Raw genomic sequence first — 12,412 nt, 5'->3', positions numbered from 1 at the left:
GCTACAAGCCACCCGCACCCGAGGTAGTGCTATGGCCGGCTGCGCAACCCAGACCAGCTCCGCAGGCCACACCCACCGTAGCCCCACGACCCATCATGCACTAACATTAACCCCGTACCACCTCGCGGGGGCTGGCCACGATGTACACACCGGCGGTGTCTCCGCGGTAGTCAAGCATGTCGATGCCATCACCGCCGTCCATGGTGTCGGCACCTGCACCGCCCTGGATGATATCGTTGCCGGTATAGCCATAGAGGATGTCGTTGCCGTCGCCGCCGTAAAAAAACTCGGAACCGGATCCGCCATAGGTTGCGTCATTGCCCGACGTGCCGAGGCTCATGCGAACCGTGAAGCTCGATACCTCACCCGTCGGGACCGTGGAATTTGCTCCGGCACCGCCCGCATAAACGATAAGATTGCCTGGATGAATGTGGCCATCCGAGAAGTGCTCGTCGCGAGATTCATAAAGAAAATTAGGTGGCCAGACATTGGACTCGCCATAGAGCCACATGTCGAAATTATACTCTAGGCGAAGCAGTTCTCTATGCGTTGAACTGTAACTACTCGGCATCGTAACCGGCGCAAAAATCCTCATATCAATATAGATCTGGTTACCGTTCTCATCCGTCAGGCCGCCATCAACTCCGCCCCCGTCGTCCTCACAATAGTCCTCCGGCACTGGGTTTGTCTGTGCATAAGGATTAATTGCGGGCGCCTTATATGATGACCCCGTTCCCGAACCGCCGGTGACATTCCCCGTGATCCCACCCCCCGTGCCGGTCCCCCGTACGCAATGCCCCCGCCACCCTTGTTATTCCAAAAATCAAAAAAGCTCTCAGGAGATCTTCGGCCATGGAACCCTCTTACTTCATATCCACGGCTAAGGTTGCGTCTAGCTTTGCCGCGATGAATTGAAACGTTATAAAATAATACAATAGCTGCTACGATATTGGGGTTGCGCTTCAAACAAATCAATTCGCCGTGCAATTGCACAATCTGGCCAAGCGGATCGGCTACATCCGTTCGAGACAGTCGCTCTGCCAAGCGCCTGGGATCGACCGACGTTGCCACTTGGGCAACGCCAATCCTTCCTAACGCAGAAGGGCCGGTCGTGAGACCGGCCCTTGCCGTCTGGTCTAGAGATGGCGTGCGGATCAGATCAGGACGAAGTTGGCTGACGTCAGCACCAGGCCGGCCGCCAGATGCGCGAATTTCACCTGCGCTACTCCGCCGACTCCATCCGCATCGTAGGACAGATCCCCCGTCGCGGCGTTGTACACGATCTGCGCTCCCGCCGTCGTGGCACTCGCCCCCACCTTCAGGGTCGCCGAAGCGAACACGCTCCGGCTCAAGCCGATCCAGTCCTCAGCCGCGCTGAAGCCGACGATCTCGTCGACGTTCGTGGTGGCATTCAGCGCCGTGTCGAACACGAAGGTGTCGCGGCCCGCCTCGCCGTGCAGCGCGTCGTTGCCCGCGCCGCCGACCAGACGGTCGTCACCGGCCCCGCCCGCAAGCAGGTCATTGCCGGATCCGCCCTCGAGCCAGTCGTTGCCATTGCCACCCCACAGGGTGTCGGCGCCGTCGGCACCGGCCAGGATGTCGTTACCGTCCTGGCCGTTGAGCTCGTTGGCATCGGCCGAGCCGTAGACCGTATCATGGCCCGAGCCGCCGACCACGTTCTCGAAGCCGCTGATCACGTCGCCCGCCGCCTGACCGGCCACATAGCCGGTGCGCAGATCGACCAGAGCGCCCTCCGCGCTGCCATAGACCAGCGTGTCGGTGCCAGCGCCGCCGTCGAGCGTGTCGGCGCCCGCGCCGCCGGACACGACATCGTTGCCGTTGCCGCCCTCGAGCCAGTCGTTGCCATTGCCACCCCAGAGGGTGTCGGCCCCGTCCGCCCCGGCCAGGATATCGTTGCCGCCCTGACCGTTCAGTTCGTTGGCCTCGACGCTGCCGTAGACCGTGTCGTGGCCCGAGCCGCCGACCACGTTCTCGAAGCCGCTGATCACGTCGCCCGCCGCCTGACCGGCCACATAGCCGGTGCGCAGATCGACCAGAGCAACCTCGGCACCACCATAGACAAGCGTGTCGGTGCCATCGCCGCCGCTGAGCGTGTCCGCACCCGCACCGCCCTGGATGATGTCGTTGCCAGCACCGCCCATGACGAGGTCGTTACCGTCATCGCCATAGAGGCTGTCATTGCCGGCGCCGCCCAGGAGCGTGTCATGGCCGCTGCCGCCAGCAAGGAGATCATCGCCCCCTTGCCCGTTCAGCTCGTTGGCGCCAGCACTTCCGTAGAGAGTGTCATTACCAGCGCCAGCAATCACATTCTCGAAGTTGAGGATGACGTCGCCTGCGGCTTGGCCACCGACTGCGCCTGTGCGTAGATCAACGTAGGCATTGCTCGAAGCCGTATAGACGAGTGTGTCGATGCCATTGCCGCCATTGAGGGTATCGGCACCCGCACCGCCAGCAATCATATCATTGCCATCGCCTCCGAGGATCAGATCGGCATTCGCGCCCCCGGAAATCGAGTCATTGCCATTTGCTCCCATCAGCCAGCCACTGCCGCTGATGGTATCGTTTCCTGACGTGCCGACGGTGACCTGAGTCTTTGAACCGGAGGATGTTTCCAAGCTGAAGCTTCCGATCCGCTCCTGACCCGTTTTATCGTCTACAAAGCGGATGTTTTGCATCCGCACCTTTGAGCCAAGTTGTACATAGGCCCCTTTTCCCTCGCTCCATGCTGAGGACAGGGGCGTATCGACGATCTCAAAGTGCATTTCGGGCTGGAGAGGCGCGTCACTCTCCTCAGATTCGTCGTCAGAAAGGTCGCGGATATCAATTACAATCGGATCCGCAGAGATTAAAAGTGGGATCGCGTTCTCTCCTAGTGTCGCATCATCGGAGCCGATCTCACCGTCAGCCTCGTCCCTCAAATCCAGAATAATCGCCTCAGCATGAACGACATATTCTTCTGTCTCATCCTCAAGCGAATTGCCATTTTCTGGCGCATCCCCGATATGCAGCACGATGGCGTCACCGACGATCACCTTCTGCCCATTTACATACCAAGTCCCCGGGAGCTTACGCCCTTGTGCATCCCTCGGCACATGATTGAATAGGTTGGAGCCCGGATTCGAAACACGGACGCTCCCGCCGACCAGTCGCCCGTCATCATCGAAGAAATAGTAATTTCCGTCGATATACCGCTGCTGCCACTCTTCAGGTATGTTGGGAGGTGGTAGTTGTCCAACGACCTCCATATCGATATATGTGCCTTCCGGAATTTCAGAACCCCAATCGAAGTCCGGACTCCCGCCTGTAGGAGCGCCTGTGATCGGGCGGCCCAGATTTGTTCCCCAGTAGGAGCCGAGACTTCCGCTGAAGAACTCGAACATCGCCTGCTGAATGGAAAACGTCATAACATCTACTCCTGGCCCGCAATTGGGCGGCCAGAGAAATGCTACTGAATATTATTACATTTTCTATAAGCTCACGGTTGCGCTTGAGGGATAACCCCCGCAGAAAAGTTGCAATTTTGTTGCACTAAGTGCGCTGGCACACCAGAATCTTGCGCTCTGGAATTCTGCCTTAAGTGGTGTCCGCTTTCCTCAAGTCATTTCGTTCGCTTTGAAGCTGTCGTCCTTGGTCAGAAATGCTTTGAACGGCGACGAGATGGCAGCACCCGACTCTCCAAATCTGCAACCGATTCTGCGCTGATTCCATTTCGGCGATTCTGAGGCACGTTTTCCCGGATTCACGGGATTTCCGGGCTTGGAGCGTTTTTTTACCGTACTTGCCCTCCCCATCATCCATTGATGCGCCGGCACAACATCTCGCCCCATTTCGCGCCGGCTCTGCGCCGCCACAGCTTGGCCGGAGAAAAATCTCTGAAAGGATTCTCAGAGGAGTCTCCAAGGCTTAGCTAGTTTTCCACATTCTTAACACTTCTCCACTATATATAGTTGGAACCACGGGCCACGACACAAGTTCTTGACGTAAGGCTCGCAACACGACTAGCTTGCCGGGGTACCGATCAGAGACCGGCGGCCGACCTCGAAAGGGCGGCTGGAACCTCCCCAGAGTAAGCGTCAGAGCTCCGTGGCAAAGGGTTGCCGCGCGGCCTGTGGCGTCTGGAGAAGGTCCGTAACTCGGGCGGTTGCGTGTGGCGGTCCGCAGAACGGACCGTTGGGGCGTCGAACAATAATTTGGGCTGATGAGCTGCGGGGCAAATCGCGGCCACGGGGACGTTTGTCCTCAGTATTTAGGAATGTGACAATGCGGATCGAGCGGCGTTATACGAAAACCGGCCAATCGCCTTATTCCTCCCTCGCCTTCCGGCTCGCCACGAGCGAGATCCGCAATCCGGATGGCTCGGTCGTCTTCAAGCTCGACAACATCGAGGTGCCGGAGACCTGGAGCCAGGTCGCGTCCGACGTGCTGGCGCAGAAGTATTTCCGTAAAGCGGGCGTTCCGGCCCGTCTGAAGAAGGTCGAGGAGAACGACGTTCCTTCTTGGCTGTGGCGCTCCGTGCCCGACGAGGCGGCGCTTGGCCAGCTCCCCGAGGATCAGCGATTCGGCTCCGAAATTTCCTCCAAGCAGGTCTTCGACCGCCTCGCCGGCTGCTGGACCTATTGGGGCTGGAAGGGCGGCTATTTCTCCTCCGAGGAGGATGCCCAGGCCTTCTACGACGAGCTGCGCTTCATGCTCGCCAACCAGATGGTGGCGCCCAACTCCCCGCAATGGTTCAACACCGGCCTGCACTGGGCCTACGGCATCGATGGCCCCGGCCAGGGCCACTATTACGTGGACTACAAGACCGGCAAGCTGACCAAGTCCAAGTCGGCCTACGAGCATCCGCAGCCGCATGCCTGCTTCATCCAGGGCGTCGAGGACGATCTGGTGAACGAGGGCGGCATCATGGACCTGTGGGTGCGCGAGGCGCGCCTGTTCAAGTACGGCTCCGGCACCGGCTCCAACTTCTCGAAGCTGCGCGGCGAGGGTGAAAAGCTCTCCGGCGGCGGCCGCTCGTCCGGCCTCATGAGCTTCCTCAAGATCGGCGACCGGGCCGCCGGCGCGATCAAGTCGGGCGGCACCACGCGCCGCGCGGCCAAGATGGTCGTGGTCGACGTCGATCACCCGGACGTCGAGAGCTACATCGACTGGAAGGTGAAGGAGGAGCAGAAGGTCGCGGCTCTCGTGACCGGCTCCAAGCTCGGCAACAAGCACCTCAAGGCCATCATGAAGGCCTGCGTGAACTGCGAGGCCGAGGGCGATGCCTGCTTCGATCCGGAGAAGAACCCGGCTCTGAAGAAGGAGATCAAGCTGGCCCGCCGGGTCATGATCCCGGACAACTATATCAAGCGCGTCATCCAGTTCGCGCGCCAGGGCTACACGGATATCGACTTCCCGATCTACGACACCGATTGGGATTCGGACGCTTATCTCACGGTCTCCGGCCAGAACTCGAACAACTCCGTCTCGCTCACCGACGATTTCCTGCGCGCCGTGGAAAACGATGCCGACTGGCATCTCAAGGCCCGCAAGGACGGCAAGGTCCTGAAGACCCTGAAGGCCCGCGACCTGTGGGAGCAGATCGGCCATGCCGCCTGGGCGTCGGCCGATCCGGGCCTGCACTTCAACACCACCATGAACGACTGGCACACCAGCCCTGCCGGTGGCCGGATCCGGGCGTCGAACCCGTGCTCGGAATACATGTTCCTGGACGACACGGCGTGCAATCTCGCCTCGGCCAACCTGCTGCAGTTCTTCGACCGCCAGAACCACAAGTTTGACGCCGGCTCGTTCGAGCATGCCTGCCGCTTGTGGACCGTCGTGCTCGAAATCTCCGTCATGATGGCGCAGTTCCCGTCGAAGGAGATCGCGCAGCTTTCCTACGAGTACCGCACCCTCGGCCTCGGCTTCGCCAATATCGGCGGCCTGCTCATGACCATGGGCCTGCCTTACGATTCCGATGCGGGCCGTGCGCTCGGCGGCGCGATCACGGCGATCATGACCGGCGTGTCCTATGCCACATCGGCCGAGATGGCGGGCGAACTCGGGCCGTTCCCGAACTACAAGGCCAACGCGAAGCACATGCTGCGCGTGATCCGCAACCATCGCCGCGCGGCGCATGGACAGGCGGAGGGCTATGAGGGCCTCGCCGTCAATCCGGTCCCGCTCGATCACGCCTCCTGCCCGGACGCCGATCTCGTCGCCCATGCGAAGGCGGCTTGGGATCGTGCCCTGGAACTCGGCGAGACGAACGGCTACCGCAACGCGCAGGCCACCGTCATCGCGCCGACCGGCACGATCGGCCTCGTGATGGATTGCGACACGACCGGCATCGAGCCCGACTTCGCGCTCGTGAAGTTCAAGAAGCTCGCCGGCGGCGGCTACTTCAAGATCATCAACCGGGCCGTGCCCGACGCGCTGCGGACCTTGGGATACCGCGAGTCGGAGATCGCCGAGATCGAGGCCTATGCGGTCGGCCACGGCTCCATGAAGCAGGCGCCCGCCATCAACCCGGGCTCGCTGCGGGCGAAGGGCTTCACGGACGAGAAGATCGACGCGGTGGAGAAGGGCCTGAAATCGGCCTTCGACATCAAGTTCGTCTTCAACCGCTGGACGCTCGGCGAGGACTTCCTCACCGGCAAACTGAAGGTGCCTGCGGAAAAGCTCAACGATCCGTCCTTCGACCTGCTCTCTTTCCTCGGCTTCTCGAAGGCCGACATCGAGGCCGCGAACATCCACATCTGCGGAGCGATGACGCTGGAAGGCGCGCCCTTCCTGAAGCAGGAGCACTATGCGGTGTTCGATTGCGCCAATCCCTGCGGCAAGATCGGCAAGCGCTATCTCTCGGTGGAGAGCCACATCCGCATGATGGCGGCGTCGCAACCCTTCATCTCGGGTGCGATCTCCAAGACCATCAATATGCCCAACGACGCTACCGTCGAGGATTGCAAGAACGCCTACATGCTCTCCTGGAAGCTGGCGCTGAAGGCGAACGCCCTCTACCGTGACGGCTCCAAGCTCTCGCAGCCGCTCAACTCCGCCCTCATCGCCGATGAGGACGAGGATGCGGAGGACGCCGCCGAAACGGTCGCCGCCCTCCCCGCCGCCGCAAAGGCAGCGCACGTGTCGGAAAAGATCGTGGAAAAGATCGTCGAGCGTGTCGTCGCCCTGCGCGACCGCGAGAAGATGCCCGACCGCCGCAAGGGCTACACCCAGAAGGCCGTCGTCGGCGGCCACAAGGTGTACCTGCGCACGGGCGAATATGACGACGGACGCCTCGGCGAGATCTTCATCGACATGCACAAGGAAGGCGCCGCCTTCCGGGCCATGATGAACAACTTCGCCATCGCGATCTCGCTCGGCCTGCAATACGGCGTGCCGCTGGAGGAATACGTGGAGGCCTTCACCTTCACGCGCTTCGAGCCAGCGGGCTTTGTCCAGGGCAACGAGCGCATCAAGTCTGCGACCTCGATCCTCGACTACGTGTTCCGCGAGCTCGCGGTCTCGTATCTCTCCCGCAACGACCTCGCCCACGTGGACCCGTCGGAAGCAGGCCCCACCACCATCGGGCAGGGCGAAGCCCAGTCGAAGGCGCCAGAGCCCGCACCGGCCACGGCCATCGTGTCCCGCGGCTTCACCCGCGGCTCCGTCGACCGCCTCATGCTGATCCCCGGCGGCGGTGGCAGCGCCACCGGCATTATTCAGCGCACGGGCGGCATGACGGTCGGCGCGAACGCGCTGAAGAGCGAACTCGCCCAGCCCGCCGCGCAGGCAGAGGAAAAGGTCGGCGAAGCCGAGATGTCCAAGCTCGCCTTCGCAGCCCCCGCCCCCTCGGTCGCCGACCGGCGCGCCGAGGCCAAGATGAAGGGCTATGTCGGCGAATCCTGCCCCGAATGCGCGAACTTCACGCTGGTGCGGAACGGGACATGCTTGAAGTGCGATACCTGCGGCAGCACGACGGGGTGCTCGTAAAGAAACTTAGCTGTTGATGTTTATGATGGCGCTCTGAGAGTGGAACCAAAGTTAGGCTGGATTCACCCTTCAGCCTGACTCAATTGTCACAGCAGCCCGCCGCAGTCGCCGGCGTGCTGAAAAGGCCAGGCTTATTGGACCTTAAGGTTCACAGTATCGAACCTGAAGCTTGGCCCAGATGAGTCAACACCTCGCCGCATTCAGCGGGGCCCCTTGAGAATAGACCAATCCGGTAGCAGCGGCAGGCGCGAGCCTGCCGCAAAAACCCGAACGGAACATATCCGGAACCTTGGCCGAAAGCGCGCATACGGCAGCGCAGGCTGAGGATCAACACAGAGCCTTCGAAGGCTCAGAACAGGATTTTCGATGAGTAACTCTTGGAAATACGATCGCGCCAAGGAACAGATCGACCAAAGGATCAAGGAGGTCGAGAAGGTCGAGATCGTCGACTACACCCGTGACATGACCTTGGAGTCAATCCCGAGAAACAAGGCCTATCGGATGGATGCAGTGCATCTGTATGCAGACATCCTCAACCTGACCGACCTTCTCGGGACCACCGACACCGAAGGCGAGACGTGCCATAAGCGAACCTTGAGGTTCCTGAACCTCCACTACCGGGCTGTGAGCAGGATCCTGTCCCGTTGCGAGGCCAGGCGCGTCGACTTCCACAACCAGCGCCTCCATGCCGTGGTTGCGAAGCCGTATGGGGAGGACGAGGAGACCGATCGCGTCAATCGCGCCGTCGCGATTGCTCAGTTGATCATCGACGTTCTTGCGGAAACCGGCGACGACGATGAGAAGATCCCGAACGCCGTAGTGCGGATGGGGATCGACACCGGGCGTGCCCTCGTCGTCAACAACGGCCGGAACGGCGGGCGTGAGCCGCTTTTCCTGGGCAGTCCCGCCAACAAGGCGGCGAAGCTGGCGTCGAATGGAAAGGCCAAAGGGATATTCCTGACGAACGCCGCCCGGACCGCGATCGGCCTGGACGCCCTGGATGAGGGCAAGGACGCCACAACGCCCCTAACGACAGACGAGATCAAGGCCTGCCAGGAGGCAGCCGATCTCGGTGTCGGCAAGGAAACGATCGTGAAGGAATGGCGCAAGGACAATGACGAGAATCCGATTGGAGCCTTCAAATTCTCCCGTCCCACACCTCCCCTGCGAAACCTCGACATCAGTATCCTCACGCCCGGTAATTCAAGGCGCTTCGAGGCCGTGTCGGTCTATGCGGACATCGACAACTTCACGCGGTATGTGGATGACCACATCGATGATGAACCGGAAGATGTCGTTAGGTGCCTTCACGTTCTGCGATCGGAACTCGACCGGGTGCTGACGTCCGATTTCGGTGGATGCAAGGTCCGCTTCATCGGGGACTGCATTCACGGGCTCCTGCTGGAGGGCACGGCTCACACGACAGACGCGGAGGCGACCGTCTCGACGGCGACTTTATGTGCCGGGGCTCTCCGCAGCAGCTTCGACCTTGCGCTTGAGCGGTTGAAGGAGAAAGAGGTCGATATCGATAATCTCGGCCTCGCCATTGGTTTCGACTATGGACCGATGACGGTAACACGGCTCGGCATCCAGGGGCGGCGGACGCGCTGCTCGGTCAGCCGTGGCGTTATTTCCTCCGAGGATGAGCAGCGTAGGTGCGAAGGACTCGAGACGGCAATCGGCCTTGCCGCCTACAAGACTGGCACGGAGGCCGTTCGGACGCTCTTCGGCTCCAGCCGCAAGCGGAGCCGGCTGACCTATGACGATGCGGTCGAGGGCTTGGCCGCCGACAACGACAAGACAGCGAAGGCAGCAGTCGTCGCTGCCTATGTCGTGACCAGCCCGGCCCTTGCCAAGGCGGCCGAGAAGCCGATCCGGCCCTATTCTGCAGATCTCGGATGACGATAGGCCCGCTGGCAATCCTGCGGGATACGGCGGCCGAGCACCATGCGGTCCTCGTCGACTATTCCGGCGACTGGGCGACTTTCACAGTTGCTCCGCCGCGACCGTCGGGAGCTCCGCCGACGATCTACCGGATCCGTGTGACGGCGAACGGCAGTACGGTGTCCGCTCAGGAGGAAACGACCTCGTTGCTCCCCGGGTGGTGTCCCGAGCGGCATATCAACGGCGACGGATCCTTCTGCCTCTATTGGGCGGAGGCCGAGCCGCTCGTGATTGCTTCGCCTGATGAAGCGCGGGAATGGTGGACCAAGCTCCTCGCTTTTCTCAGGAGGCAGGATACAGCCCGGAGCCAGAGGAGATGGCCCGGCAAGGCCGACGCCCGTGCCCATGGGCCAGAAGCGGCAAGGCACCAGGCTGAAGCCGAACGTCTCGCCGTGGCCTTAGGGGAGACCTTCGTCCAGAATCTGAAGTCCGGTCGCTTCACGACGAAGCGGCACGCGGTCAAGGGGGAGCATAGGATCCAGCTGCTTCGCGATGGCCGCAAGCTCATTTCCGTCGTGGAGCGGCACCACAGGGTCATGACCCAGCGAGCCCTCTGCAAATGTGACGAGGCAGAGCGTCTTGGGCTCCCTCTCCGGTCCTGTGGAATCCATGCCCGAGAACTCACTGCGTTTACGCTCGCGATCGATGGCTGGAGGCGAGCCGAGCAGAAGTTCTCCAAAACCCTAAAAGACCTTGATTTCCGCTGCTGCGGGACACTGGATGAATGCCCTTTGGCAATATGAGGCGATGATAAAGAACATGATGATTCCGCAAAGACCGGACCGTGGCGTGCCAAGCCAAGCACATCAGATCCCTTGGTCCAAGCCGCTGATACTTTCCAGGAGATGTTCGTGACGACAATGCCCAACAAGGAAACGGGGATTGATCTCTTCCTGACCCGTTTCTGTCCTGATGCAGCGCTCATCCGAGAGGTTCTCACCAAGACTGAGCGGCTGCGGCCATTGAACGATGGCGAAACCCTCTGTGAACCGGAGTCGCCAGCATACTGCTTCTGGATTGTAGATCGCGGAGAGATCGATGTCAGGCTCGGCCCGAAGATCGTGCGCCGAAGCCGTGGCGATCTCATCGGCGAAGCGGCCTTCTACCGACCGAATGGCTCAGCGGGCCTTCCACTCCGAGGAGCCGCTATGATTGCGAACGGGCCTGCCGCCGTGTGGGAAATCGACAGCTCGGACATCAGCGACATGACGGTCGAGCAAAGAGCCTGCTGGCACGAAACGGTTGGGCGCTGCCTCACAGCCAAACTTGATGACGCCACAAGTCAACGGAAAGATCTTATCGAGAACCGTAAGGATATTGATCATCTCCTCCGTCGTTTTGTATGCGATGATGGCTTGCACGCCGCTTACGCCGCGCTGCATCGCGGCGTTACGGAACGGATCAAACCTGTCCGTACATCGGCCATCGTTTGGTTCAGCGATCTTGCAGGCTTCTCTACGTACGCAAAAGATCTTGATCCTTCGCAGGTAGCCGGCGTTCTCCGAGAGCTCCTCGACATTCAGGCGAAGGCGATCATTGATGCCGGAGGCCAGATCGACAAGACCATGGGCGACGGCTTGATGGGCTTCTGGCGCGTGCCGGACCATGGCCGTATAGGCTTGTACACTCCGAAAGCGATGCAGGCTGCTTTGGAGGCATCGGATCGGATCAGCGCGATGGTCACGGCAAAGGAGCTTCCGCTCGACGTGCGCATTGGCATTCACTTGGGGGAAGTCATCATGGGGGACTTTGGAGCGTCCGATCGGATCGGGTTCACGCTTGTCGGCGAAACTGTCAACAGCGCCGCTCGCTATGAGCAGGCACGGCTCTGCACCGAAGGGCGGCCCCTGGGCCGTGTGAGAGTAAGCGACACCTTATTCGGGCACTTGGCGGACGAGCAGATCAAAACTCGCTTTCGTGGTGAGTTGCGTCATCTACCCTCTAAGAACGGGCAAGTGTTTTCGGCGTTCGTATCTTGCGACTGAGTAAAAGGCGGCAGCCGGATTGCAGGGAGTTGACCTCAGTGACAGCAGCCACGCTCGACCAGCAGTGTAGTGTAGAGCCGGATCATCGTTCCAGTGCTATGCCTAGCTAGAGTGAATGGCACTGGAAAGGCCCAACCCTTTCAGGAGAGCTGCCATCGAGTAATATAGCGGCGCAAATCGAAGGCGACCGATCCAGTCACCCGAAAGCAAGAATGCCTTCGTTTGGCCCCTCAGGCGATATTTACGGCTGGTCTAGCCTGTCCTTGGCAGCTTGCATTGCCGTCACCCGCGGCACGACCGAGTGGGCCACCTTCAATTCTGAGTCCCAGGCTACTTTGGCCAGCCCCCGCGAGGTGGTCCGGGGTTAATGTTAGTGCATGATGGGTCGTGGGGCTACGGTGGGTGTGGCCTGCGGAGCTGGTCTGGGTTGCGCAGCCGGCCATAGCACTACCTCGGGTGCGGGTGGCTTGTAGCCGAGCGATGACGAGCGATGA

The 12,412-nt window shown here is 60.8% G+C and carries 6 protein-coding genes; 4 read left to right on the top strand and 2 right to left on the bottom strand.

Features of this window, described 5'->3' with window-relative positions; translation table 11 throughout:
- Positions 1-106 precede the first annotated feature (106 nt).
- Together AB4097_RS20955 and AB4097_RS20950 are read right to left on the bottom strand one after the other, a co-directional pair.
- Entirely contained in the window at positions 107-679 is a 573-nt protein-coding gene (locus AB4097_RS20955; protein WP_442043139.1) for a hypothetical protein, read from the bottom strand.
- Between the two features lie 475 nt (positions 680-1,154).
- A complete protein-coding gene (locus AB4097_RS20950; RefSeq protein WP_442043137.1) occupies positions 1,155-3,425 on the bottom strand; it encodes a calcium-binding protein in 2,271 nt (756 codons plus the stop codon).
- 856 nt (positions 3,426-4,281) lie between these two features.
- Between AB4097_RS20950 and AB4097_RS20945 the strand changes: the two genes are divergently transcribed.
- The 4 genes from AB4097_RS20945 to AB4097_RS20930 all read left to right on the top strand — a co-directional run bounded on the left by AB4097_RS20945 (position 4,282) and on the right by AB4097_RS20930 (position 11,918).
- Entirely contained in the window at positions 4,282-7,989 is a 3,708-nt protein-coding gene (locus AB4097_RS20945) for a vitamin B12-dependent ribonucleotide reductase (protein ID WP_442043135.1), read from the top strand.
- A gap of 366 nt (positions 7,990-8,355) precedes the next feature.
- The gene (locus AB4097_RS20940; RefSeq protein WP_442043133.1) at positions 8,356-9,891 is read left to right on the top strand and encodes an adenylate/guanylate cyclase domain-containing protein; all 1,536 of its coding nucleotides are present in this window, start codon (positions 8,356-8,358) and stop codon (positions 9,889-9,891) included.
- Complete coding sequence (locus AB4097_RS20935; protein ID WP_442043131.1) at positions 9,888-10,676, top strand: E2 domain-associated cysteine-rich protein; 789 nt, start codon at positions 9,888-9,890, stop codon at positions 10,674-10,676. The genes AB4097_RS20940 and AB4097_RS20935 overlap by 4 nt, the downstream gene beginning before the upstream one ends.
- 117 nt (positions 10,677-10,793) lie before the next feature.
- Positions 10,794-11,918: an adenylate/guanylate cyclase domain-containing protein gene (locus AB4097_RS20930; protein WP_442043141.1), complete on the top strand. Its 1,125-nt coding sequence runs from the start codon at positions 10,794-10,796 to the stop codon at positions 11,916-11,918.
- The last annotated feature ends 494 nt before the right edge of the window (positions 11,919-12,412 follow it).

Source organism: Microvirga sp. 2MCAF35 (genome assembly GCF_052115545.1).
Taxonomy (GTDB): Bacteria; Pseudomonadota; Alphaproteobacteria; order Rhizobiales; family Beijerinckiaceae; genus Microvirga.
This window is presented reverse-complemented; position numbering and strand designations above follow the sequence as displayed.

Excerpts from the sequence above, each read along its gene's own strand:
- AB4097_RS20935 (WP_442043131.1), top strand. The coding sequence starts at position 9,888 with ATGACGATAGGCCCGCTGGCAATCCTGCGGGATACGGCGGCCGAGCAC.
- AB4097_RS20940 (WP_442043133.1), top strand. The coding sequence starts at position 8,356 with ATGAGTAACTCTTGGAAATACGATCGCGCCAAGGAACAGATCGACCAA.
- AB4097_RS20945 (WP_442043135.1), top strand. The coding sequence starts at position 4,282 with ATGCGGATCGAGCGGCGTTATACGAAAACCGGCCAATCGCCTTATTCC.
- AB4097_RS20930 (WP_442043141.1), top strand. The coding sequence starts at position 10,794 with ATGCCCAACAAGGAAACGGGGATTGATCTCTTCCTGACCCGTTTCTGT.
- AB4097_RS20950 (WP_442043137.1), bottom strand. The coding sequence starts at position 3,425 with ATGACGTTTTCCATTCAGCAGGCGATGTTCGAGTTCTTCAGCGGAAGT.